Annotated in this window: 25 protein-coding genes and 1 tRNA gene; 23 read left to right on the plus strand and 3 right to left on the minus strand. The window is 67.0% G+C overall.

The window, feature by feature from the left end:
• Positions 1-7 precede the first annotated feature (7 nt).
• Both NF876_RS25950 and hemB read right to left on the minus strand, forming a co-directional pair.
• A complete protein-coding gene (locus NF876_RS25950; protein ID WP_262271257.1) occupies positions 8-1,507 on the minus strand; it encodes a branched-chain amino acid ABC transporter permease in 1,500 nt (499 codons plus the stop codon).
• A 71-nt stretch (positions 1,508-1,578) separates the two neighbouring features.
• Positions 1,579-2,622, minus strand: a complete 1,044-nt coding sequence (hemB, locus tag NF876_RS25955) for a porphobilinogen synthase (RefSeq protein WP_262271258.1) — start codon at positions 2,620-2,622, stop codon at positions 1,579-1,581.
• A 335-nt stretch (positions 2,623-2,957) separates the two neighbouring features.
• On the opposite strand from hemB, the gene NF876_RS25960 reads away from it, so the two are divergent.
• The 12 genes from NF876_RS25960 to NF876_RS26015 all read left to right on the plus strand — a co-directional run bounded on the left by NF876_RS25960 (position 2,958) and on the right by NF876_RS26015 (position 16,148).
• On the plus strand, positions 2,958-4,010 hold the full coding sequence (locus tag NF876_RS25960) for an enoyl-CoA hydratase/isomerase family protein (protein WP_262271259.1): 1,053 nt from the start codon (positions 2,958-2,960) through the stop codon (positions 4,008-4,010).
• Complete coding sequence (locus NF876_RS25965; RefSeq protein WP_262271260.1) at positions 4,010-4,471, plus strand: DUF6163 family protein; 462 nt, start codon at positions 4,010-4,012, stop codon at positions 4,469-4,471. Before NF876_RS25960 ends, NF876_RS25965 begins: the two co-directional genes overlap by 1 nt.
• Positions 4,472-4,727: 256 nt before the next feature.
• A complete protein-coding gene (locus NF876_RS25970; protein WP_262271261.1) occupies positions 4,728-5,999 on the plus strand; it encodes a L,D-transpeptidase family protein in 1,272 nt (423 codons plus the stop codon).
• Positions 6,000-6,549: 550 nt separating this feature from the next.
• A complete protein-coding gene (glyA, locus tag NF876_RS25975) occupies positions 6,550-7,854 on the plus strand; it encodes a serine hydroxymethyltransferase (protein ID WP_262271262.1) in 1,305 nt (434 codons plus the stop codon).
• A gap of 322 nt (positions 7,855-8,176) precedes the next feature.
• The gene (gene nrdR, locus NF876_RS25980) at positions 8,177-8,686 is read left to right on the plus strand and encodes a transcriptional regulator NrdR (protein ID WP_262271263.1); all 510 of its coding nucleotides are present in this window, start codon (positions 8,177-8,179) and stop codon (positions 8,684-8,686) included.
• Positions 8,683-9,831: a bifunctional diaminohydroxyphosphoribosylaminopyrimidine deaminase/5-amino-6-(5-phosphoribosylamino)uracil reductase RibD gene (gene ribD / locus NF876_RS25985; protein ID WP_262271264.1), complete on the plus strand. Its 1,149-nt coding sequence runs from the start codon at positions 8,683-8,685 to the stop codon at positions 9,829-9,831. The genes nrdR and ribD overlap by 4 nt, the downstream gene beginning before the upstream one ends.
• Entirely contained in the window at positions 9,831-10,466 is a 636-nt protein-coding gene (locus NF876_RS25990; protein WP_262271265.1) for a riboflavin synthase, read from the plus strand. Before ribD ends, NF876_RS25990 begins: the two co-directional genes overlap by 1 nt.
• A 204-nt stretch (positions 10,467-10,670) precedes the next feature.
• Positions 10,671-11,159 carry a 6,7-dimethyl-8-ribityllumazine synthase gene (gene ribH, locus NF876_RS25995; protein ID WP_262271266.1) on the plus strand — a complete coding sequence of 163 codons (489 nt, stop codon included), beginning with the start codon at positions 10,671-10,673 and terminating at the stop codon, positions 11,157-11,159.
• A 2-nt stretch (positions 11,160-11,161) separates the two neighbouring features.
• Positions 11,162-11,644 carry a transcription antitermination factor NusB gene (gene nusB, locus NF876_RS26000; protein WP_262271267.1) on the plus strand — a complete coding sequence of 161 codons (483 nt, stop codon included), beginning with the start codon at positions 11,162-11,164 and terminating at the stop codon, positions 11,642-11,644.
• 27 nt (positions 11,645-11,671) lie between these two features.
• Positions 11,672-12,661, plus strand: a complete 990-nt coding sequence (thiL, locus tag NF876_RS26005) for a thiamine-phosphate kinase (RefSeq protein ID WP_262271268.1) — start codon at positions 11,672-11,674, stop codon at positions 12,659-12,661.
• Entirely contained in the window at positions 12,636-13,865 is a 1,230-nt protein-coding gene (locus NF876_RS26010; RefSeq protein WP_262271269.1) for an MFS transporter, read from the plus strand. Before thiL ends, NF876_RS26010 begins: the two co-directional genes overlap by 26 nt.
• A 156-nt stretch (positions 13,866-14,021) precedes the next feature.
• Positions 14,022-16,148, plus strand: coding sequence for a sodium-translocating pyrophosphatase (locus NF876_RS26015; RefSeq protein ID WP_262271270.1), 2,127 nt, complete (start codon positions 14,022-14,024; stop codon positions 16,146-16,148).
• 532 nt (positions 16,149-16,680) lie between these two features.
• Here NF876_RS26015 and NF876_RS26020 read toward each other — a convergent pair.
• Positions 16,681-17,133: an outer membrane protein assembly factor BamE gene (locus tag NF876_RS26020; RefSeq protein ID WP_262271271.1), complete on the minus strand. Its 453-nt coding sequence runs from the start codon at positions 17,131-17,133 to the stop codon at positions 16,681-16,683.
• A 102-nt stretch (positions 17,134-17,235) separates the two neighbouring features.
• Between NF876_RS26020 and NF876_RS26025 the strand changes: the two genes are divergently transcribed.
• The 11 genes from NF876_RS26025 to NF876_RS26075 all read left to right on the plus strand — a co-directional run bounded on the left by NF876_RS26025 (position 17,236) and on the right by NF876_RS26075 (position 24,016).
• Positions 17,236-17,766 carry a ubiquinol-cytochrome C chaperone family protein gene (locus NF876_RS26025; protein WP_262271272.1) on the plus strand — a complete coding sequence of 177 codons (531 nt, stop codon included), beginning with the start codon at positions 17,236-17,238 and terminating at the stop codon, positions 17,764-17,766.
• Positions 17,767-17,778: 12 nt separating this feature from the next.
• Complete coding sequence (locus tag NF876_RS26030; RefSeq protein ID WP_262271273.1) at positions 17,779-18,294, plus strand: YceD family protein; 516 nt, start codon at positions 17,779-17,781, stop codon at positions 18,292-18,294.
• A 131-nt stretch (positions 18,295-18,425) separates the two neighbouring features.
• Positions 18,426-19,460, plus strand: a complete 1,035-nt coding sequence (gene plsX / locus NF876_RS26035) for a phosphate acyltransferase PlsX (protein ID WP_262271274.1) — start codon at positions 18,426-18,428, stop codon at positions 19,458-19,460.
• Positions 19,461-19,472: 12 nt separating this feature from the next.
• A complete protein-coding gene (locus NF876_RS26040; protein WP_262271275.1) occupies positions 19,473-20,450 on the plus strand; it encodes a beta-ketoacyl-ACP synthase III in 978 nt (325 codons plus the stop codon).
• A 126-nt stretch (positions 20,451-20,576) separates the two neighbouring features.
• Complete coding sequence (locus tag NF876_RS26045) at positions 20,577-20,888, plus strand: integration host factor subunit alpha (protein WP_009491113.1); 312 nt, start codon at positions 20,577-20,579, stop codon at positions 20,886-20,888.
• A gap of 22 nt (positions 20,889-20,910) precedes the next feature.
• Positions 20,911-21,411 carry a MerR family transcriptional regulator gene (locus NF876_RS26050; RefSeq protein WP_262271276.1) on the plus strand — a complete coding sequence of 167 codons (501 nt, stop codon included), beginning with the start codon at positions 20,911-20,913 and terminating at the stop codon, positions 21,409-21,411.
• A gap of 184 nt (positions 21,412-21,595) precedes the next feature.
• Positions 21,596-21,672, plus strand: a tRNA-Asp gene (locus NF876_RS26055).
• Between the two features lie 184 nt (positions 21,673-21,856).
• A complete protein-coding gene (locus NF876_RS26060; RefSeq protein ID WP_262271277.1) occupies positions 21,857-22,285 on the plus strand; it encodes a low affinity iron permease family protein in 429 nt (142 codons plus the stop codon).
• 173 nt (positions 22,286-22,458) lie between these two features.
• Positions 22,459-22,824 carry an NADH-quinone oxidoreductase subunit A gene (locus NF876_RS26065; RefSeq protein WP_036351452.1) on the plus strand — a complete coding sequence of 122 codons (366 nt, stop codon included), beginning with the start codon at positions 22,459-22,461 and terminating at the stop codon, positions 22,822-22,824.
• A complete protein-coding gene (locus tag NF876_RS26070) occupies positions 22,815-23,399 on the plus strand; it encodes a NuoB/complex I 20 kDa subunit family protein (protein WP_262271278.1) in 585 nt (194 codons plus the stop codon). Before NF876_RS26065 ends, NF876_RS26070 begins: the two co-directional genes overlap by 10 nt.
• A gap of 14 nt (positions 23,400-23,413) precedes the next feature.
• Entirely contained in the window at positions 23,414-24,016 is a 603-nt protein-coding gene (locus tag NF876_RS26075) for an NADH-quinone oxidoreductase subunit C (RefSeq protein WP_262271279.1), read from the plus strand.
• Positions 24,017-24,034: the final 18 nt, after the last annotated feature.

The raw sequence follows: 24,034 nt of genomic DNA on the forward strand, positions 1-24,034 counted from the left end.
TACGCCCTTAGACGGGTCTCGGTGTCGGATCTCTGAATCCCAGCAGGCCGCCGGGCCGAAAGACCAGGAACACGACCAGGGCCACGTAGAGGGCCATGTCGCGCGCCTCGATGGGGAGATACGCCGACCAGAGGGTCTCGAACAAGCCCACGGCGAATCCGCCGAGCATCGCGCCCGGGATCGACCCGATGCCGCCGATGATCGCCGCGATCAGGGCCTTGAGGCCGTACTGGAAGCCGCCGGCGAAGCCCAGGCCGCCATATTGCGCCACGATCAGCGTGCCGGAGAGTCCGGCCATGGCGCCGGCGAGCGCCAGGGTCTGGACCAGGAGCCGGGGACCGTCGACGCCCATGAGCGCCGCCGCCTTCGCGTCGTCCGCATAGGCCCGCCAGGCCCGTCCGAACCGGGTCGCCTGGACGAGCCAGAGGAGGGCGACCGCCGCCACGAGGCCGATGCCCGCCGTGATGACGGTGATCGGCGTCAGGCTGACGATGAACTCGCCGGCCCGCACGAGGGGCCAGGCCTCCGACCAGATCGGCGGCAGCCAGACCGTCACCGGGCTCTGCACCAGGCGCAGGTATTCCATCAGGAAGAGCGAGAACCCGACCGTGGCGATCAGGCTCGGCTGCGGGCTCGCGCTGACGATCCGGCCGATGGTGAAATAGCCCCCGACCGCGCCGTGGATGGCGCCGGCGAAGAGAGCGGCCGCGAGCCCCGCCGCGAGGCCGAGCACCGGCGAGCTCCCGCCGTACCCGAGCACCACCGAGGCGCCGGCGATCGTCGCCGCGGAGCCGACCGCCGCCAGCTCCCCGAAGGCCAGGTTGATCCGCCCGCTCAGGCCGAACACGAGGGCGAACGCGACCGACAGCAGGGCATAGATCGCCGTTCGCGGCAGGCTCACCACGATCTGCTGAAGCCAGTAGGCGGCACCCTCGGGGATCTCGACCACGTCGGCGCCCAGCGGGCTGCCCGGATCGCCCGCCGAGCCCTCGGGCGTGTCGATGTAATAGCGCTTGAGCAGATACAGGCTGGCGCCGGACAGGGGACCCTCTTCGGTGGCGAGGCCCTCCAGCTCCGCCTTCCTGGCCGACAGCCCTTCGGCCACGAACTGGCAGATCGCGAAGCGCTGGAGGATCGGCCGGTCCGGGAACTGCGCCAGGTACTCGACCCGCAGGCTGCGCGGCGCGGGACCGGCCTGGATCCGTTCCACGGTGATCGCCGCGCCGGGATTGAGCGCCGGCAGGGCCGACCGGCAGACCCGCGCCTGCTCCGCGTCGGTGGAGAGACCGCAGGCGGAAAGAAGGCAGAGGCCGAGCAGGAGGGAGGCGAGACGGGCCAGATGCAGGAATTGTCGGAAGCGCGGGGCGAGCCCCGGCCGACCTTGCCGGACCATCATCGTCACCGGGCTTGCGCCGACGATGCGGAACGCTGCGCTCTTCGCATCGGGATCACCGGCACAAGGCCGGTGATGACGCGGGAGGGATCGCTGCGAGGGTCCTTCGATCACGATCGCGTCCTGAGCCAGTCTCCGAAACGCCATGAGCCCGACACGGAACGACCCCCGGATGCGACGGGCGATCAGCCCTGGTTCTTCAGCTTTTCGGCGACCCTCGGGGCGAAGTAGGTGAGGACGCCGTCCGCGCCCGCCCGCTTGAAGGCCAGGAGGCTTTCCATCATCGCCCGTTCCCCGTCGATCCAGCCGTTCCCGGCCGCGGCCTGGATCATGGCATACTCGCCGGAGACCTGGTAGGCGAAGGTCGGAACGGCGAAATTGTCCTTCACCCGGCGCACGATGTCGAGATAGGGCATGCCGGGCTTGACCATGATCATGTCGGCGCCCTCCTCGAGATCCAGCGCCACCTCGCGCAGGGCCTCGTCGGAATTGGCCGGGTCCATCTGGTAGGTGCGCTTGTCTCCCACGAGGCACGCGGTGGTGCCGATGGCGTCCCGGAACGGCCCATAGAAGGCGGACGCGTATTTCGCCGCATAGGCCATGATCTGCACGTCCTGGAACCCGGCCTGGTCGAGGCCCCGGCGGATGGCGGCCACGCGCCCGTCCATCATGTCCGACGGGGCGATGACGTCGGCCCCGGCCTCCGCCTGGAGCACGGCCTGGCGCACCAGAAGGGCGACGGTCTCGTCGTTGAGGATGCGCTCGCCGTCCATGACGCCGTCATGGCCGTGGCTGGTATAGGGATCGAGCGCCACGTCGCAGATGATGCCGATGCCCGGCACCGCCTTCTTGATCTCGCGCGCCGCGCGGCAGACCAGGTTGCGGCCGTTGAGGGATTCCGACCCGGTCGGATCGCGCAGAGCCGGGTCCGTGTAGGGAAAGAGCGCAATGGCCGGGATGTTGAGGGCGGCGGCCCGCTCGGCCTCGCGCACGGCCTCGCCGATGGTGAGGCGCTCCACGCCCGGCATGGATGCGACGGGCGTGCGCCCGCTCGCGCCCTCGACGACGAAGATCGGCCAGATCAGGTCGTTCGTCGTCAGCACGTTCTCCTGCACCAGCCGCCGGGACCACTCGGCCTTGCGGTTGCGTCGCAGGCGGTGGGACAGGTTCAGGGAAGAAGAGGGGGCTTCGTCCGCGGAACGGCGGGGGAACGGCGACAGTTTCGACATCATCCTCATCCAGCGCCGGCTTCGATGCGCCGGCCGATGGGCAAGACGGTTAGCACATTTAAATCGCTCTAAAAAAGGGTTCGAGGTCGCAGATCGGGCCGATCCATGGGAAATCGGCCTCAACCCAGCCATGCATTCGAGGCTGCGCGGGTCTGTCATGCCATCCCGATCAGGAAGGCCCCCGGCGCCGGAAGGAATCGGGATCACCGGCGCGAGGCCGGCCATGACGGGGCGGGGGCAATCCGTCATGCTGGTGCCGTTCCGGCATCGGCATGATTGCATTGACGTCCGGCGTGTGCCTTGTTTTAAGCCGCCACCAACCGAAGGAGTGTTCCATGGACGAGAGCGTCGACGTGCTCTGCGAGAGGCAGGGCGAGGCAGGCCTCATCACGCTCAATCGTCCCAAGGCGCTCAACGCCCTGACGCTCGGCATGGTGCGCGAGATGCGCCGGGCGCTCGATTCCTGGGCGCAGGACCCGGCGGTCACGCGGGTGGTCGTCCAGGGCGCGGGCGAGAAGGCCTTCTGCGCCGGCGGCGACATCCGGCAGTTGACCGAGGACCTCAAGGCCGGCCGGCGCGAGGACGCGCTCGCCTTCTGGCGCGAGGAGTACCAGCTCAACATCGCCATCAAGCGCTACCCGAAGCCCTATGTGTCCTTCATCGACGGGATCTGCATGGGCGGCGGCGTCGGCGTGTCCCTGCACGGCACCCATCGGGTGGCCGGCGACCGTTACCTCTTCGCCATGCCGGAGGTGGGCATCGGGTTCTTCCCCGACGTTGGCGCCACCTACGCGCTGCCGCGCCTGCCGGGCCGGACCGGCATGTATCTCGCCCTCACGGGCGATCGCGTGAAGCGCGAGGACGCCCTGATGCTGGGCCTGGCCACCCATGCGGTGCCGAGCGGCGACATCCCGGGCCTTCGCGACGCGCTGATCGCCGGCGACCGGGTCGAGGCGGCCCTGTCGCGGGTCGCGACCGACCCGGGCCCGGCGCCTCTGGAGGATGAGCGGGAGACGATCGATTCCTGCTTCTCCGGCGCCAGCGTCGCCGAGATCCTGGCCCGCCTGGACCGGGCGGCCGCCGGCGGCTCCGCCTTCGCGGCCCAAGCCGCGTCCGGCATGCGGACGAAGTCGCCCACGAGCCTGAACCTGGCCTTCGAGCAGGTGCGCCGGGGCGCCGCGATGGACTTCGAGGAGGCGATGCGGACCGAGTTCCGGATCGTATCCCGCATCGGCGACGGGCACGACTTCTTCGAAGGCGTGCGGGCGGTGCTGATCGACAAGGACAACCGGCCCGGCTGGCAGCCATCCAGCCTGGACCAGGTGGACGAAGCCACGATCGAGCGGCATTTCGCCAGCCTCGGCGAGCGGGACCTGGAGGTCGCCTGATGCCCCGCACCGGAACCCAGCCCCCCTCGACCCCGGCCACCCGGGAGTACCTGTCCGACCGCATCGAGGAGCGGCCGGTCTCCAGCTCCATCATGCGCTGGAGCTTCGTCCTGACCTGGTTCATGCGGGTCCTGGCGATCCTGTGGATCATGAAGGGCCTGAGCGCCTGGGCGGTGATCCTCGGCGTCTGGACCCCGGTCGGGCAGTTCGAGGCCCGGTCGACCGGCTACCAGGCCACGGTCATCTATTTCGCGCTCATCGACATCGTGGCGGCGGTCGGCCTGTGGATGGCCAGCACCTGGGGCGGGATCATGTGGCTCCTCGCCGTGATGAGCCACCTGATTCTCGCCGCCTTCTTCCCGGGAATCGTCTCGGGCGGGATCGTCACCGTGGCGTTCTTCCTGACCCTGATGGCGGTCTATCTGGCGATCTCTTGGCTGGCCGCCCGGGAGAACCACTGACCGGGGGCGGCCAAGCTCCTCACGCAGAAGTGTATCCCCAAGAGCACAGTTCAAAGTTACATAAGCCCTGAAGGCGGTTGCGGAGCGCCAGGAGCCCGGGGCGGGCCGGTTTGCCATAAAACGGCCCCGATGTTCCTCGTTTTCGATACCGTTCCTTAATCCTATCCCGGCACTTATCGCTGGGAAGGGGGCTGTCGTGGGCGTTTGCCCGCCGCTCCCGCCGTCGGAAACATCTAACCGGGAAGAGCCTGCGCTCATGTTCTCTCGCCGTACCCTCCTGACCGGATCGCTTGCCCTGATCTTCACGCCGGCTACCGGAGCCCTGGCCCAGCAATTCGCCCAGAGCCAGGCCGAGTGGTCGCAGAACTACGAGGCCGTGTCGCGCACCCGCGTGCAGCGCACCTCGACCCCGATGATGTCAGCCGAGGCGCTCGCCGCCACCGAGCAGATGATCGAGTACTACCGCAACATCGCGGCCCGCGGCGGCTGGCAGCCCGTCCAGGGCGTCCAGGGTCTGCGCGTCGGCTCCAAGAGCCCGGCCGTGGTGGCCCTGCGCCAGCGCCTCATCGTCACCGGCGACCTGGACCAGGCGGCCGGCGAATCGCCGATCTTCGATTCCTACGTCGAGGCGGCCGTCCGCCGCTTCCAGGCCCGCCACGGAATCAGCTCCACGGGCACCGTCACGGCCCCGACGGTCGCCGCCATGAACGTGCCGGCCGAGGTGCGCATCCGCCAGCTCGAGATCAACGTGGCCCGCCTGCGGACCCTCGTGGGCGCCGGACTGCCCAACCGCTACGCGGTGGCCAACATTCCGGCCGCCCTGGTGGAGACCGTGGAGGGCGGTGTCGTCCACACCCGCCACGCCGCCGGCGTCGGCAAGATCGACCGCCAGTCGCCGCTCCTGAATTCCAAGGTGGTCGAGGTCAACTTCAACCCGTTCTGGACGGCTCCCGCCTCGGTGGTGAAGAAGGACCTCATCCCGAAGATGCAGAAGGAGCCGAACTACCTGACGGAGAACCGGATCCGCATCTTCAACTCGGCCGGCCAGGAGGTTCAGTCGAGCCAGATCAACTGGTTCTCCGACGAGGCGACCCGCTACCGCTTCCGCCAGGACCCGGGCGGCGACCTGAACTCCATGGGCTTCGTGCGCATCAACATCCCGAACCCGCACGGCGTCTACATGCACGACACGCCCTCGAAGGGCATCTTCGGGGACGACTTCCGCTTCGTGTCCTCGGGCTGCATCCGCATCCAGAACGTGCGCGACTACATCGAGTGGCTGCTGAAGGACACCCCCGGCTGGAGCCGCGAGCAGATAGACGCCACCTTCAAGTCCGGCGAGCGTATCGACGCGCGCCTGGCCCAGCCGGTGCCGATCCACTGGATCTACATGACCGCCTGGGCGACCCCGGACGGCCTCGTGCAGTTCCGCGACGACATCTACAACAAGGACGGCCTCGGCAGCGCCATCCCGGTCGCGAGCCGCACCCCGACCGAGCCGGACGAAGAGATGTTCCTGCAGAACTGAGGACCGGAGCGGGCGATCGCCCCCGGCACGGATTCACGACGACCCCATCGCCGGCCCTTGGGCCGGCGATCGCGTTTGGGGCGGGGTTGTGACCCTCGACGTCATCACCGGCCTCGTGCCGGTGATCCCGATTGTGTGAGACGCCGGAGCCCGACCGGATCGAGATGGCTGGGACGAGCACGGCCATGACCTGGAGGGTGTTGTCACCGGGCGGAGGGTGCCGTGACGGGGGAGGGTGTTCGCACCACCTCGCACAACCCTCCACGTCATCACCGGCCTTGTGCCGGTGATCCCGCTTCCCTAGAGCGCCACGCTTCACCTTGTCGGGATGGCCGGGACAGGCCCGGCCATGACGTGAGGGTGGCAGGAAAGGGCGGAGGGTGCCATGACGGGGGAAGGTGTCGTCACCGGCGCCCCGTTGCAGTTCCGGCGCCCGGGGGGCATGTGTCCCGGGCGGGTTGGCGCGGTCAAGGCAGCCATGGTAAAGGCCTGGGCCATATCGGATCGAGCGGCCCGCCCCAGCCGGGCTCCCAGGAAGACGAGGTGACCCATGAGCGCGAGTGAAGCGGCACGCAACCATCTGTCCAACAGCTTTTTCTCGGCGAGCCTCGCCGACAGTGATCCCGAGATCGCCCGCGCCATCGGGCTGGAGCTCGGCCGCCAGCGCGACGAGATCGAGCTGATCGCCTCCGAGAACATCGTGTCCCGCGCCGTCCTCGAGGCGCAAGGGTCGGTGATGACCAACAAATACGCCGAGGGCTATCCGGGCCGGCGCTATTACGGCGGCTGCCAGTTCGTCGACATGGCCGAGGAGCTCGCCATCGAGCGCGCCAAGCGCCTGTTCGACTGCCGCTTCGCCAACGTGCAGGCCAATTCCGGCTCCCAGGCCAACCAGGCCGTGTTCATGGCCCTGATGAAGCCCGGCGACACCTTCATGGGCCTCGACCTGGCCTGCGGCGGCCACCTGACCCACGGCTCGCCCGTCAACATGTCCGGCAAGTGGTTCAACGTGGTGAGCTACAAGGTGCGCGAGAGCGACCAGATCATCGACATGGACGAGGTGGCGGAACTCGCCCGCACCCATCGGCCCAAGGTGATCGTGGCCGGCGGCTCGGCCTATTCCCGGTTCTGGGACTTCGCCCGCTTCCGCGAGATCGCCGACGAGGTCGGGGCCTTCTTCATGGTCGACATCGCGCATTTCGCCGGCCTCGTGGCGGGCGGCGCGCACCCGTCCCCGTTCCCGCACGCCCACGTGGTCACCACCACGACCCACAAGACCCTGCGCGGCCCGCGCGGCGGCATGATCCTGACCAACGACGAGGACATCGCCAAGAAGGTCAATTCGGCGATCTTCCCCGGCCTGCAGGGCGGCCCGCTCATGCACGTGATCGCGGCGAAAGCCGTGGCTTTCGGGGAGGCCCTGCGCCCCGAGTTCAAGCTCTATGCCCGCTCGGTGGTCGACAACGCCAAGGTGCTGGCCGACACGATGCTGGCCGGCGGCTACGCCATCGTGGCGGGCGGCACGGACAACCACCTGATGCTGGTCGACCTGCGGCCGAAGACGCTCACGGGCAAGGCCGCGGAGGCGGCCTTGGGCCGCGCCCACATCACCTGCAACAAGAACGGCGTGCCCTTCGACCCCGAGAAGCCCATGGTCACCTCGGGCATCCGCCTGGGGACGCCCGCGGCCACCTCGCGCGGCTTCGGCGTGGCCGAGTTCAGGAAGGTGGGAGAGCTGATCGTCGAGACCCTGGACGGGCTCGCCGCCCATGGGGACGCGGCCAACGGGCCGGTCGAGGAGTCGGTCAAGCACCGCGTCCACGAGCTGACCCGCCGCTTCCCGATCTACGCCTGAGCGGACCATCGGAGTGCGGCCGGACGTGTCCCTTCCACGTCATCACCGGCCTCGTGCCGGCGATGTCGGTTGCCGGACGCGTTGCGCCTTTCCATATCGGGATGGCCGGGACGAGCCCGGCCATGACGTGGGGAGGGGATCATCACCCGCTCACACCACCCTCCACGTCATCACCGGGCTTGTCCCGGCCATCCCGATCGGAAGAGCGCCACGCCTCACCGCATCGGGATGGCCGGGACGGGGTCGTCCACGATAGGCTCGAATCCGGTCCGCGTCGGCGCGGTCCGGACCCATCTTGAACTTGTTTTCGGATAGAAGGCTGATGCGCTGCCCCTATTGCGGGAGCCTGGACACCCAGGTGAAGGATTCCCGCCCCACGGACGATTCCTCGTCCATCCGCCGTCGCCGCATCTGCCCGGATTGCGGCGGCCGCTTCACGACCTTCGAGCGCGTGCAGCTGCGCGAGCTCACGGTGCTGAAGCGCTCCGGCCGGCGGGTGCCGTTCGACCGGGACAAGCTCCAGCAATCGGTCGAGGTGGCGCTGCGCAAGCGGCCGGTCGATCCGGAGCGGGTCGAGCGGATGATCAACGGCATCGTGCGCCAGCTCGAGAGCACCAGCGACGGGGAGGTGCCGAGCGAGACGGTGGGCGAACTCGTCATGGAGGGACTGAAGGGGCTCGACGACGTGGCCTATGTGCGCTTCGCCTCCGTGTACAAGAATTTCCGGGAGGCCAAGGACTTCGAGGAGATCCTCGGCAAGCTGGCGGAAGGCGAGGGAGAGGACGACCTGCCGCCTCCGCCCAAGAAGAAGCGTGCGCCGAGCGAGCCATGACCCGGGCCGGGGCCGAGGGGCCGTCCCCTGACAGGATTCTGCGCGACGAGCGCTTCATGCGCCTGGCGATCGCCCTGGGCGGGCGCCATCTCGGGCTGACCTGGCCGAACCCGTCGGTGGGCGGCGTGCTGGTCGACGAGAGCGGCGATCGTCCCGTCATCCTGGCCCAGGGCGTCACCCAGGCCGGTGGCCGGCCCCATGCGGAGCGCGTCGCCCTCGAGGCGGCCGGCGAGCGGGCCCGCGGGGCGACGCTCTACGTGACCCTGGAGCCCTGCGCGGCCCGCAGCAGCCACAGCCATGGCCCGTCGTGCAGCGACCTCATCGTGGCGGCGGGAATCGGCCGCCTGGTGGTGAGCGTCCCGGATCCGAGCCCCTTCGCGGCCGGCCAGGGCCCGGAACGCTTCGGCCGCGCCGGGATCCCCATGTCCGTCGGCTGCCTGGCTGCCGAGGGCGCGCGGCTCCATGGCGGCCACGTCACCCGGGTGACCAGGGGGCGGCCGGCCGTCACGGTCAAGCTCGCCCGAAGCACGGAGGGCTTTGCCGGCTCGCGTCGCGGCCCGCGCCTGATGCTCACCGGAGAGGCGGGCAACGGCCGGGTGCACCTGATGCGCGCCCATGCGGATGCCATCATGGTCGGGGTCGGGACGGCTCTGGCGGACGATCCGCTGCTCAATGTCCGCCTGCCGGGCCTGGAGGACCGCTCGCCGGTGCGCATCGTGGTCGATTCCCGCCTGCGCACCCCCGCGACGGCCCGCCTTGTGGAGAGCGCCCGCCGGATCCCGACCTGGATCGTCACCACGGTCGATGCCCCGGCCGAGGCCGAGCGGGCGCTGACGGCGCGCGGGGTCGAGGTGCTGCGCGTCCCGGCCGACGGGAACGGCCGCGTCCATCTGTCCGAGGCCCTGCACCTCCTCGGCACCCGCGGCCTCACGAGCGTCTTGTGCGAGGGCGGACCGGACCTGGCGGATGCGCTCGCCCGGGCCGATCTCATCGACGCGCTGGTCCTGATCACCGGCCGCTCGGCCCGGGGGCAGGGCGACGTGCCGGCCCTCGGCCCGGCCCTGCAGGACCGGATGGAATTCTTGAACCCCTGGGCCGAAGAGCAGCTCGGACCCGACCTTTTCATGTTCTGGGAGAGACCCTGATGTTCACGGGTATCGTCACCGATGTCGGTGAGATCGCAACCGCCGAGGGCTCGCAAGGAACCCTGAAGCGCCTGCGGATCCATGCGTCCTACGACCCCGCCACCATCGCGCTCGGCGCCTCCATCGCGTGCGGCGGGCCATGCCTGACCGTCGTGGCCGTCGGCCCGCGCGAGGGCGGCTGCTGGTTCGACGTGGATGCCGCCGCCGAGACCCTGGAGCGCACCACCGTGGGCGCCTGGGAAGCCGGCACCCGGGTCAACCTGGAGCGCTCCTTGAAGATCGGCGACGAACTCGGCGGCCACATCGTGACCGGGCACGTGGACGGCGTCGCCACCATCGTGGCCAAGGAGGCGATCACGGCCGGCGACGATCCGTGGGGTCCGACGGCCCGGTTCACCATCAAGGCGCCCCCTGGGCTCGCGCCGTTCATCGCCGAGAAGGGGTCCGTCTGCCTCGATGGCACGTCGCTCACCGTGAACTCTGTGAGCGACGACCTGTTCTCCGTGCTCATCATTCCGCACACCCTGGCGGTCACCACCTGGGGCGACCGGCAGGTCGGCGACCGGCTCAATCTCGAGGTCGACCTCATGGCCCGCTACGCGGCGCGGCTTGCGGATGCGCGCCGGGCGGAGTAGGGACGTCCGACTATCCCTCTCGAGTGAAGGACGCCGGGCGCCAGCCCTTCCCACGTCAGGGCCGGGCTCGTCCCGGCCATCCCGATCGTGTGAAGCGCAACGCCTCCCCTCATCGGGATCACCGGCACGAGGCCGGTGATGACGCGAGGGCCGAATTTCCAGCCTTCATCAGGCTGTCCACGAAAGATCTTTGCAGAGTCCGCCATGGTCGCGCCATCCGACAAGCCCAAAAGCCCCCGCCCGCCGGTTCCCGGCGCCCGCATCCTGGTCGTGGAGGCCCGCTTCTACGACGACATCGCCGACGAGCTCCTGCGCGGGGCGCAGGGGGCCGTCGAGGCCGCTCAGGCCACCATGGACGTCCTGACGCTCGACGGCGCGCTCGAGATCCCGGCCACCATCGCAATCGCCCTCGACGCGGCCGAGAAGGCCGGCCGGCCCTACGATGCCGTCGTGGCGCTGGGCTGCGTGATCCGTGGCGAGACCGGGCATTACGACATCGTGGCGGGCGAGAGCGCCCGCGCCCTGATGGATCTCTCCGTCGCACGCCGCATTCCCCTGGCCAACGGCATCCTGACCGTCGAGAATGATCAGCAGGCTTGGACCCGCGCGAGCGTGAATGAATTGAATAAGGGCGGTGGAGCGGTGGATGCGGCTCTGGCCGTCCTGCGCATCAAGAAGACATTGGAGGCCTGATCATGACGAAGCCAGCAGAGCGCTCGGCCGCTCGCCTCGCTGCCGTCCAGGCCCTCTACCAGATGGACCTGTCGGGCAAGTCCGTGCTCGACGCCTTCGCCGAGTTCGAAACGTTCTGGATCGGCCGCGAGGTCGAGGGCATCGCGTTCCAGCCCTCGGACAATGCCTTCTTCCGCGACATCGTGTCGGGCGTGGTCAAAAACCAGCGCGAGATCGACGTGAAGATCGACAACGCTCTGGCGACTGACTGGCCGCTGAAGCGGGTCGAGGCGGTGTTGCGCGCCATCCTGCGCGGGGGCGGCTACGAGCTGATGTTCCGCAAGGACGTTCCGGCCCGCGTGGTCATCACCGAATACGTGGACGTGACCCACGGCTTCTACGGCGAGGACGAGCCGGGCCTGGTGAACGCCGTGCTCGACAAGGTCGCCCGCGATGTCCGCCCGGGCGAGCTCGAGAAGAAGGCGGCCGGGCAGGGCAAGCGCTAGCACGATGCGGGCGAGGGCAGCTGCGTGATGGGTTCGAACAATCGCCCCTCGGAAGACAGCCTGATCGCCCGGTACTTCGCCCCCATGGCCGGCGAGGGCGGCCTCGGCCTCGAGGACGACGCCGCGCGCCTGACGCCCAGGCCCGGCCACGACCTCGTCCTCACGGTCGATGCGCTGGTGGAGCGCGTCCACTTCCTGCCCGAGGACGCGCCGGGCTCCATCGCCCGCAAGGCGCTCGGCGTGAATGTCTCGGATCTTGCCGCCAAGGGCGCCGATCCCGCCGGTTTTCTGCTCAGCCTGGCCCTGCGCGACGACTGGACCGAGGGCTGGCTCGCGGCCTTCGCGACCGGCCTCGGGGAGGCGTCCCGCGATTTCGGATGCCCGCTCCTCGGCGGCGACACCGTGAGGGCGAGGGGGCCGCTGACCCTGTCGGTCACGGCTTTCGGCGAGGTCCCGTCCGGTCGCATGGTGCTGCGCACGACGGCCCGGGCCGGCGACTGGGTCTGCGTGACCGGCACCATCGGCGACGCGGCGCTCGGGCTCGGGCTCCGGGCCGACCCGGCCTGGGCCGCTCTCCTGTCGGTGGACGAGAAGGTTCACCTGGCCGACCGCTATCTCCACCCCCGGCCCCGCCACGCCCTGGCGACGGCTCTGCGCGATCATGCCAGCGCGGCCATGGACGTATCCGACGGCCTCGCGGGCGATCTCGCCAAGATGATGCGGGCCGGCGGCGTCAGCGCCTTCGTCGACCTGGACCGGGTGCCGCTCTCGCCGGCCGCCGCGAAGGCTGTCGAGACATCGCCCGATCTGCTCGACCTCGCCGTGACCGGAGGGGACGACTACGAGATCCTCTGCACCGTCCCGGAAAAGAATCTCGACACTCTCCGGAAAGAGGCCGATACGGTCGGCATCGCCCTGTCCGTCATCGGCCGAGTCGTCTCCGGGCAGGATCGGCCGGTCTTTCGGATCAACGGTCTTGAAAGACGCTACGATGTCGGCTCCTACCAGCATTTCTGACAGCTCTGTCCAGGCGCCCTCCGGCGACGCCGTCGCGAAGCACAACGCGGTGGTTCTGGCGGTCGCCATGGCGCTCGGCGGGTCGAGCCCGGCCATCGTCGTGTCCCTTGGCGGGCTGGTCGGTCAGTCGCTTGCATGGAACAAGGATCTGGCCACGCTCCCGGTGAGCCTGCTCAATCTCGGCCTGGCCCTCGGCACGATTCCCGCCGCCATGCTGATGAGAAAGGCCGGACGTCGCTTCGGCTACATCGTCGGAGCAGGCATCGGGCTGTCCGGCGGCTGCCTGGCGGCCTTCGGCATCGCGTCGTTCAGCTTCACCCTGTTCTGCCTCGGCACCCTGATCATCGGCAGCTACGGCTCGTTCAACCAGAGCTACCGGTTCGCCGCGACGGATGCGGCCTCCGAGCGTTTCAAGCCCAAGGCCATCTCCTGGGTGATGACGGGCGGCCTTGCGGCCGGCGTGATCGGCCCGCAGACGGTGATCTGGACCCGGGACGCCGTGCAGGCGGCCCCGTTCGCGGGCGCCTTCCTGGCGCAGGCGACCCTGGCTCTGCTGTCGATGATCGTGGTCTCGTTCCTGCGACCGGCGCCGCTCGGCGTGGCGTCCACGAAGGCTGCCGGCCGGCCCCTGATCGAGATCGTGCGCCAGCCCCGGTTCATCGCGGCGGCGGTCACCGGGCTCGTGTCCTACAGCCTCATGACCTTCGTCATGACGGCCGCTCCCCTGGCGATGATCGGGTGCGGACATTCCGTTGGGGTCGCGGCGCTCGGAATCCAGTGGCACATCCTGGCCATGTTCGGGCCGAGCTTCTTCACCGGCCGCCTGATCGCCCGATTCGGGAAGCGACCGGTGACGGCCGCGGGCCTGGTGCTGATCGCCCTCTCCGCCCTCATCGGCCTGTCCGGGATCGGGATCCCGCATTTCTGGACGGCGCTCATTCTCCTCGGACTTGGATGGAACTTCGGCTTCATCGGCGCGACCTCCATGGTGACCGATTGCTACCGGCCGGAGGAGCGCGCCAAGGTCCAGGCCGCCAACGACTTCCTCATCTTCGGGTCCGTGGCCGCTGCATCCTTCTCGTCGGGCAAGCTTTTGAGCGCCGGCGGCTGGGAGAGTGTCAACTGGCTGGTCTTCCCACCGGTCGCCATCGCACTACTTCTGCTAGCTTGGCAGCAGAGGACGAAGGCGATCGCACCCGCTTAAAGTATAAAGGCCTTCCTGTGAGTTGCGCCCGTAGGATTGTTGCGGACAGCCTGGTTTTTTGTCACCAAATATGACGTTCGCTGGGGGTAGGGGCCGGTCAAGGCCAAGAAACGGGCCTTGATGAGCGGCTTTCTGCTTTCCCATAACAAGGATGGCATGATGGCACTCACCCTCATTATCTTGGGCGGCCTTCTCTCGATTGCCTATGGCTTCTGGGCCATTAGCGACGTGATGAAGCGGGACGCCGGTTCTCAACGCATGCAGGAAATCGCCGGGGCGATTGCCGAAGGCGCAAAAGCCTATCTCCGCAGGCAGTATTTCACGATTGCGATCGTCGGCGTCGTCCTGTTCGTCATCATTGCCTATTTCCTCGGTATCCGGGTTGCCATCGGCTTCGCCATCGGGGCCATTCTGTCGGGAGCCGCGGGCTTCATCGGCATGAACGTATCGGTGAGGTCCAACGTCCGGACGGCCCAGGCGGCCACGCAGTCCCTGGGCGGCGGCCTCGACGTCGCCTTCAAGGCCGGCGCCGTCACCGGCATGCTGGTGGCCGGCCTCGCGCTCCTGGGCGTGGCGCTCTACTACGGCTATCTCACCCGGGTATCGGGCCTGAATCCCTCGGACCGGGTTGTCATCGACAGCCTCGTGGCGCTCGGGTTCGGGGCTTCGCTGATCTCCATCTTCGCCCGTCTCGGCGGCGGCATCTTCACCAAGGGCGCCGACGTGGGCGGCGATCTCGTGGGCAAGGTCGAGGCCGGCATTCCGGAGGACGATCCGCGCAACCCGGCGACCATCGCGGACAACGTGGGCGACAACGTCGGCGACTGCGCCGGCATGGCGGCCGACCTGTTCGAGACCTATGCGGTCACCGTAGTCGCCACCATGGTTCTGGCGGCGATCTTCTTCGCCGGCCAGCCGGCCCTCGACACCATGCTCATGTACCCGCTGGCCATCGGGGCGGCCTGCATCGTCACCTCGATCATCGGCACCTTCTTCGTGAAGCTCGGCCAGAACGAGTCGATCATGGGGGCCCTCTACAAGGGGCTGATCGCGACCGGCATCCTGTCGGCCGCGGCGATCGCCGTCGTGACCTGGCAGATGATCGGTTTCGGCCCGATTGCCGGGGCCAACTTCACCGGCCAGGCCCTGTTCTGGTGCGCGATCATCGGTCTCGCCGTGACGGCGCTCATCGTGGTGATCACCGAGTACTACACGGGTGTCGGCTTCCGTCCCGTGCGGTCGATTGCACAGTCGTCGGTGACCGGCCACGGCACGAACGTGATCCAGGGCCTCGCGGTATCCCTGGAAGCGACGGCCCTGCCGACGATCGTGATCATTGCGGGCATCATCGTGGCCTTCAAGCTCGCGGGCCTCTTCGGCATCGCCATCGCGGTCACGGCCATGCTGGCCCTGGCCGGAATGATCGTCGCCCTCGACGCCTTCGGCCCGGTGACGGACAACGCTGGCGGCATCGCCGAGATGGCCGGCCTTCCGAAGGAGGTCCGCAAGTCCACGGACGCTCTCGATGCGGTCGGCAATACCACCAAGGCCGTGACGAAGGGCTATGCCATCGGGTCTGCCGGCCTCGGCGCCCTGGTGCTGTTCGCCGCCTATACCTCCGATCTGAACTACTTCACCCAGAACGCCGCGCAGTATCCGTACTTCCAGGGCGTGGCGCCGAACTTTTCCCTGACGAACCCCTACGTGGTGGTCGGTCTCCTGTTCGGCGGTCTCATCCCGTTCCTCTTCGGCGGCATCGCCATGACGGCGGTCGGCCGGGCGGCAGGGGCCGTGGTGGAAGAGGTGCGCCGCCAGTTCCGCGAGCGGCCGGGGATCATGGCCGGGACCGACCGCCCGGATTACGGCCGCGCCGTCGACATGCTGACCCGCGCCGCCATCAAGGAAATGATCGTTCCGTCGCTCCTGCCGGTGCTGGCGCCCATCGTGACCTACTTCGTGGTCTACTGGGTGGCGGGCAAGTCAGAGGCGTTCTCGGCCGTCGGCGCCATGCTCCTCGGCGTCATCGTGACGGGCCTGTTCGTCGCCATCTCGATGACGTCGGGCGGCGGCGCCTGGGACAACGCCAAGAAGTCGTTCGAGGACGGCTTCACGGATGCCTCGGGCACGACGCATCACAAGGGATCGGAGGCCCACAAGGCTTCCGTGACGGGTGACACCGTCGGCGATCCCTACAAGGACACGGCGGGACCCGCCGTCAACCCGGCGATCAAGATCACCAACATCATCGCCCTGCTGCTCCTCGCGATCCTCGCGCATTCCTGAGGGCGGCAAGTCGGGATCTCGGAAAGCCGCGGCCTGCGCCGCGGCTTTTCTCTTGAAGCATCCGACATGAACAGTGGACCCGGGTTTGGCTCGGCCGGATGGTCACCCCTTCGTCATCTCCGGGTCACACCACCCTCCACGTCATCACCGGGCTTGTCCCGGTGATCCCGCTTGTCTGAATCGCGGCGCCTCTCGGATCGGGATGGCCGGCACAAGGCCGGCCATGACGTGAGAGGGTAGCGGGAAGGGCGGAGGATGGTCCGTGACGGGCGGAGGGTGGCCCGTGACGCCGGAGGGTGTCATCACCCGCTCACACCACCCGCCACGTCATCACCGGCCTTGTCCCGGTGATCCCGATTGATTGGAGCGCCGCGCTCTTCCGTATCGGGATGGCCGGCACAAGGCCGGCCATGACGTGAGAGCGTTCAACCTGTCCGGGAGTGGCGCGGGCCTCGAGCGATGCGCTGGCCCCCTGAAAGACAATGGCCGGGACGAAGCCCGGCCATCCTGAATCTCGCGTGCAAGCGTGGGATCAGCTGAATGGGTTGAAGTTGCCCACGCCCTTGAAGATCTGACCGAGGAAGTTGGATTCTTCGCCGCCCGCCGGGGTCGTGCGGCTGATGAAATCGAAGACCCTGCCATCCTGCAGGCCGTAGAGGGCGACACGCTCGACGCGCAGACCCTGGTCGAAATAAACGGCCGTGACCTGCTGATCGACCACCTGCTCGCCCATGAACTGCAGGGTGCGCCGCGATTTCTGGCTGATATAGTACCAGTTGCGATTGCCCACCGTGGACACGGTCGAGGGCGTACCGAGGGTCTGAAGGACCTGATCGGCGCTCATTCCCTTCTTCACCGACGCGATGGCACGCTCATCCACGACATAGCCGCGCTGGAATTCTTCGCCCACCGTGCAGGCGGCCAAGGACGAAGCGAGTACGGTTGCAGTAGCCAAGCGTACCAAAAGAGTATGATATCGACGCATCGTACGGTTCTTCCAGAAATGCGGCGCGGAGGAACTTGCGCCTACGGATGGTGATGGCGTAACCCGAGGCACCGATTTTGACAAGCTTGGAAGGGCAGAGCCGTGATCTTCAGTCTCTTCCGCAAAGATCCCCGGCGCACCATGATCGCGACCCTCTACAAGAGAATCGCGACAGGATCGCGCAGCCCGGGGCTTTATGCGGCACTTGGCGTCCCGGATACCCTCGAGGGACGGTTCGAGGCCCTGTCCTTGCATATGGTGCTCGTCCTGCGCGCCCTGCGCGAACTTCCGCCCCCGGCCGACGAGGTCGCCAAGGACCTGACGGACGCCTTCTTCCGCGACATGGATGCCTCGCTGCGGGAAATGGGCGTCGGCGACACGGTCGTGCCGAAGCGGATGAAGAAGGTCGCGGAGTCCTTCTATGGCCGCGCCCATGCCTATGACGCCCCCCTCAATGCCGCCGACGACGCCGGCCTGGCCCTTGCTCTCGGCCGCAACGCATACGGCAGCGAGGCACCGGCCACCCCCCTGGCGCGTTATGCCCTTGCAGCCGACCAGGGATTGAGGGCGCTGGCTCTGGACACGCTTCTCGAGACGGGTCCTGTCTTTCCGGAGCCCGAGACCTTTGCTTAAGGAGGCAACCTGATGACACCCGAGACCGTGGGGCCTCTGTCGCGGCTCATCGACGTCATGAAGATCCCGCCCCGGGGGCAGGACGTGCATGTGGAGGCGACCGCTGAGGAATGCGCCGCCCTGGCCCGGGATTTCGGCCTGCCGGGGATCCAGGCCCTTTCGGGAGACTACCATCTCCAGGCGTCGGCCAAGGGGATCCATGTGACGGGCGTGGTGCGGGCCTCGATCACGCAGGTCTGCGTCATGACCCTCGACCCTTTCGATTCGATGATCGAGGAGGAGGTCGAGGTGGATTTCGCCGAGTCGTCGGGAATGCCCGCGGAGCCTCCGACCGACATCAACGAATACGAGCCGCCGGACGAGATCGTGAACGGCCAGATCGATCTGGGCGCACTGACCGCCGAGTTCCTGGCCCTCGGGTTGGATCCCTATCCCCGCAAGCCCGGCGTCGACTTCAGCTACCGGGATCCCGCGGACGAGAAGGATTCGCCGTTCGCCGCCCTGAACAAGCTGAAGGAACCGGAGTAGGGTTGGGCCGCCGCGGCGGCCAGGGCAAAGGTCGGGCTGACATCGCCACTCCAGAATTCAGTTGCGATGAGGCTGCAAACCGCTATTTTCCGCCCCCTGTTGAATGACTTATCAAGAAAGAACAATCGTTCATGCCGAAGCCGGTGCGTATTTCGCTTGACGCGATGGGGGGCGACCACGGGCCCTCGGTCGTGATCCCGGGCGCAGCCTTGGCCTTGGAGCGCCATCCGGATCTTCGCTTCCTGATGTTCGGCAATGAGACCGTTGTTGCGCCCCTCCTGAATGCTCATCCCAGGCTGAAGGACGCCACCGAGCTTCGCCATACGGACATCGCGATCGCGATGGACGAGAAGCCCAGCCAGGCCATCCGGATGGGACGAGGCAAGTCGTCCATGTGGCGCGCCGTCCAGGCCGTCCGGGACGGGGAGGCGGATGCGGCGGTCTCGGCGGGCAACACCGGGGCCCTGATGGCGACCGCCAAGGTCTGCCTCAAGACCATGGCCCATATCGAGCGCCCGGCGATCGCCTGCATGTGGCCGACGATGCGGGGCGAGAGCATCGTGCTCGACGTCGGTGCCACCATCGGGGCGGATGCCGGGCATCTGGTCGACATGGCCATCATGGGCGCCGCCATGGCGCGCATCGTGTTCGACCTCGATCGCCCGACCGTGGGGCTGCTCAACGTGGGCACGGAAGAGATCAAGGGGATAGAGGCCGTGAAGGAGGCCAGCCGGATCCTGAAGGAATCGAACCCTCCGCACCTGGATTACCGGGGCTTCGTCGAAGGCGACGATCTCGGCAAGGGGACGGTCGACGTGGTCGTGACCGAGGGGTTCACGGGCAACATAGCCTTGAAAACCGCCGAAGGAACGGCCAAGCAGATCGCCCAGTACCTGCGCTCGGCCATGAGCAGGACCCTGATGGCGAAGATCGGCTATCTGTTTGCGAAACAAGCCTTTAACGCTCTTCGGGACAAGATGGACCCGCGCAAGGTCAATGGCGGCGTCTTCCTTGGTCTGGAAGGGGTCGTCGTCAAGAGCCATGGCGGGACGGACGATCTCGGCTTCGCCAGCGCCATCGACGTGGCCTACGACATGGCGCATTTTGAACTGATGAACACGATCCGGAGCATGTTGGACCATGATCCGGTTGGCCAACCGGCCTGAGGAAGGCGCATCTTGACACGCACCCGTTCCGTCGTACGCGGCGTCGGCTCCTATCTGCCGAGGCGCAAGCTGACAAACCAGGACCTCGAGAAGCTGGTGGAAACCTCGCACGAATGGATCGTGCAGAGGACAGGCATCGAGGAGCGCCACATCGCCGACGATGACGAGACCACGTCCGTCCTGGGGATCAAGGCCGCGGAGGCGGCCCTGGCCGATGCGGGGCTCACGGCCGACGACATCGACCTCATCATCTGCGCCACCTCGACCCCGGACTATACCTTTCCGTCGACCGCCACGATGATCCAGACGGGAATCGGCATGACCCATGGAGCGGCCTTCGATCTCCAGGCGGTTTGCACGGGGTTCGTCTATGCCGTCGCAACGGCGGACAAGTTCCTTCAGTCCGGCTCGCACAGGCGTGCCCTCGTGGTCGGCGCCGAGACATTCTCGCGCATCCTCGACTGGAACGACCGCACGACCTGCGTGCTGTTCGGCGACGGGGCCGGGGCGATCGTCCTCGAGGCCCAGGAGGGGGAGGGCACATCCGCCGATCGCGGCGTGCTGACGTCTCACCTCCGTTCCGACGGACGCTACCGGGACAAGCTCTACGTGGATGGCGGGCCGGGGTCGACGAAAACCACCGGCGTGCTGAAGATGGAAGGACGAGAGGTCTTCAAGTTCGCGGTCGGGATGGTGGCGGACGTGGTGCAGGATGCCTTCAAGGCGACGGGGACGAGCGCCGAGGAACTCAAGTGGTTCGTTCCCCACCAGGCCAACAAGCGCATCATCACGGCCAGTGCGGACAAGCTCGGGATCGCCCCGGAGAAGGTTGTCATCACCGTGAACAGGCACGGCAACACGTCGGCGGCTTCGATTCCCCTGGCCCTGGATGCAGCCAGAAAGGACGGGCGCATCAAGGACGGAGACCTCGTGATGATCGAAGCGATCGGTGGCGGGTTTACCTGGGGAAGCGCCTTGATCCGCTGGTAGCTCGGACGAGCACCCACTCCGGTGGTATGCGGTATTTTGGACCTTGGCGGTTGACCGTAGGGAGCCATCTGCATAGCGTCGTCCGGGACGACAAGACCAACGAACTCATTCGCGCTGGGGAGCTCAATGGCTGGCAAAACGATAACGAGAGCGGATCTGAGCGAGGCCGTCTATCAGAAGGTCGGACTCTCGCGGACAGAATCGGCTGAACTGGTGGAGCGGGTGCTGGCGGAAATCTGCGACAGCCTGGCCGCCGGCGAGACGGTGAAGCTCTCTTCGTTCGGCTCCTTCATCGTGCGAAGCAAGGGCGAGCGCGTCGGGCGCAATCCAAAGACCGGCGTCGAAGTCCCGATCGATCCCCGTCGCGTGATGGTCTTCAAGCCATCGAACGTCTTGAAGGCTCATATCAACGGTGAGACCTTCGAAGGCGAGGATTGATCCGGCTATGACGAGCGGCGTCATGGACAAGAGCCCCGACGCATTCCGCACCATCAGCGAGGTCGCCGAGGACCTCGACGTGCCTCAGCATGTGCTGCGCTTTTGGGAAACCCGGTTCAACCACATCAAGCCTCTCAAGCGTGGCGGCGGGCGCCGCTATTATCGGCCGGACGACGTCGATCTGCTCAAGGGCATCCGCCAGCTCCTCTACGGAGAGGGCTATACGATCAAGGGAGTTCAGCGGATCCTGAAGGAAGAAGGGATACGCTTCGTCCAGGGTGTCGGCCGTGGGGAACAGAGCGTTCCGGCTCTCCAGACGGAACCGGCTCAGGATTCAGGGGTTGGTGAGGCCCCGGACGGCGGCCGATCCGACGAGGAAGAAGAGGAGGCCTTCATGCCTCCCCGTCAGGGGCTGACGTCCGAGGCTCTGGGCGAATTGCGGGCAGCCCTCGACGAGCTTTATGAATGTGACCGGGTGCTCGCCTCTCTGAAGGGCCCGAGCGAAGCGCCGGCCGGAGAGTGACCCCGTCCTGGGAGTGACCTCGCATGGAGAGCGGCCTCCCCTTGGCCATTCTGCCACCCCCGGATGTCCCGGCTCTCAAAGGGAACCGGTTTCCGGCAGGCATGCGGAAATGAGTGCATTCGTCCCTTGACAGGGGTCGGGGGCGCCCTTAAACCGCACGCACACCGCTTCGGCGGTCCAATGCGCGGGCGTAGCTCAGTCGGTTAGAGTGCCGGCCTGTCACGCCGGAGGTCGCGGGTTCGAGCCCCGTCGCCCGCGCCACTTTCCTCTCGAAATCGCCAGCTTCTAAGGGCTGGGTCCAGCGCGTCTGGGCTGCTTCGACGCCGTGCGATGGCGCGCAGCCGCCAGGGAAGCGGCACTTTTCCCCTTCCGGCGCATTCTCCCCCACGGCTGTGAGACGTTTGGCGAAGCTGGGCGTTATCGAAAGGCAGGCGAGGGGTTGCGTATGGTGACGTCCAGATGGTTCACGAGTTTCTCCAACTGGGTGGCCCAGGTGGCGGGACGGCCCATAACCTTCGGGATATGCCTTGTCGTTATCGTGGTCTGGGCGCTCAGCGGGCCGCTGTTCGGGTTCTCCGATACTTGGCAGCTGATCGTGAACACCGGGACGACCATCGTGACCTTCCTGATGGTGTTCCTGATCCAGAACACCCAGAATCGCGACGGCGCGGCCATCCAGGCCAAGCTTGACGAGCTGATCCGGGCCAGCGCGGCTCAGAACGTGTTCATCGGTATCGAACACCTGACCCAGGAGGAGCTCGACGAGATTCGCGCGAAGTGCGAAGCCAAGGCCAGGGCGGAGGCCGCAGCCGGCCAGGCGGAGGCCGCAGCCAACGAAAAGGCCGCGAGAGCGGCCGAACGGGCCACGTCGTAGTTTGGAATGGTTCTTTTTGCGGCAGTGCAAACACTTGTCAGCGAAAGGGAACTCAGCTAAGCCAACCGCGCAATCAGCGTGTTGTCGCAGGGGCTTTTGTCGGGCCTTTCTGGGGCCTAAATGCGTTTCAGATTGCCGGCCGCGGGCCGAGCTCAGTTCGTTCTAGGTGTCGCATGACGAATCTCCTCGCCGACTACCTGCCTCTTGTCATCTTCATCGGCGTGTCGCTCCTGATCGGGGTCGCGCTGCTCGTGGCGCCCTTCATCGTCGCCTACAGCCGCCCGGATACCGAGAAGCTGTCCGCCTACGAATGCGGTTTCAACGCCTTCGACGATGCCCGCATGAAGTTCGACGTGCGGTTCTATCTCGTGGCTATCCTTTTCATCATTTTCGACCTTGAGGTGGCGTTCCTGTTCCCCTGGGCCATTACCTTCGGGAACCTGGGCTGGTTCGGATTCATCTCCATGATGATCTTCCTTGGCGTCCTGACGGTCGGATTCATCTACGAGTGGAAGAAGGGGGCCCTGGAATGGGATTGATCTCCGAGACCCAGTCGACCCTGGTCGCTCCCGCGCCGCGTGGCGTCATCGACCCGAATACGGGCAAGCCGGTCGGTTCGACGGATCCTTATTTCGTTTCGATCAACGAGGAATTGTCCGACAAGGGTTTCCTCGTCACCTCGACCGAGGACCTCATCACCTGGGCGCGCACGGGCTCGCTCATGTGGATGACCTTCGGCCTGGCCTGCTGCGCCGTCGAGATGATGCAGATGTCCATGCCGCGGTATGATGCCGAGAGGTTCGGCTTCGCTCCGCGCGCCTCGCCGCGCCAGTCGGACGTGATGATCGTGGCCGGCACCCTCACGAACAAGATGGCTCCCGCCCTCCGCAAGGTCTACGACCAGATGCCGGAGCCGCGCTACGTCATCTCCATGGGCTCCTGCGCCAATGGCGGCGGCTATTACCATTATTCCTATTCCGTGGTTCGTGGCTGCGACCGCATCGTGCCGGTCGACATCTATGTCCCGGGCTGCCCGCCGACGGCCGAGGCACTCCTGTATGGCGTGCTGCTCCTGCAGAAGAAGATTCGCCGAACCGGCACCATCGAGCGCTGAGCAAAGGTCATTGCATGAGTGCTGATCTCCAATCCCTGAGCGATCACATCGCCTCGTCCCTGGGCGAGGCGGTGGAGAACCGGGCCATTGCCTTCGACGAGCTGACGATCGTGGCCCGCCGGGAGGACATCGTCCGTGTGGCGACGTTCCTCCGCGATGATCCTCAGTGCCGTTTCGTTTGCTTCATCGACATCTGCGGGGCCGATTACCCGGCCCGGGAAAACCGCTTCGACGTGGTTTATCACTTCCTTGCCCCCCACCATAACCGGCGCATCCGCGTGAAGGTGGAAACCGACGAGGTGACGCCTGTGCCGTCCCTGGTCGGCCTCTGGCCGGCGGCGAACTGGTTCGAGCGCGAGACCTACGACCTCTACGGCATCCTGTTCTCCGGCCACCCGGACCTGCGCCGGATCCTCACCGATTACGGCTTCGAGGGGCATCCGCTGCGCAAGGACTTCCCGATGACCGGCTATGTCGAGGTGCGCTACGACGATGGTCAGGGGCGCGTGGTCTACGAGCCGGTGAAGCTCAATCAGGAGTTTCGCAACTTCGACTTTCTCTCGCCCTGGGAAGGCACGGACTACGTGCTGCCGGGCGACGAGAAGGCCAAGGCCTAAGGAGCGGAGAGGCGACCC

This window comes from Microvirga yunnanensis, assembly GCF_025460875.1.